Origin of the sequence: Microvirga pakistanensis (assembly GCF_004458765.1) — a bacterium.
In the GTDB taxonomy this organism is placed as follows: Bacteria; Pseudomonadota; Alphaproteobacteria; order Rhizobiales; family Beijerinckiaceae; genus Microvirga; species Microvirga pakistanensis.
In genome coordinates this window covers 1-223 of record NZ_SPJX01000576.1, presented here as the reverse complement: position 1 = coordinate 223, position 223 = coordinate 1, and the positions used below count along the sequence as shown (strand labels likewise).

General features: G+C 68.2%; 1 pseudogene. It reads right to left on the bottom strand.

Annotation, left to right across the window (positions count from 1 at the left end):
- Positions 1–223, bottom strand: a pseudogene (locus tag E4K09_RS29440) (trehalose-6-phosphate synthase); the annotation flags it as partial.

Sequence of the window (223 nt, the reverse complement as noted above, 5' to 3'; positions counted from 1 at the left end):
GACGAGAATCTCGCGGCCTTCGCTGCTGATGGTGGACGAGCTCACGGCTCCGCCCCTGGCGGCCTGCTCGCAGGAGAAGGAAGGCGGCATGTTCCGCGTCGGCGCGCGCAATTCCGCTCCGTCGCAATAGCCGATGGCGAGAACCCGTTCGTCGGAGGCGATTCGCTCGAAGAAACCCGCGAGCCGTCCCGCATCGTTGCCCGCCAGGAGGCCGGCGACCTGA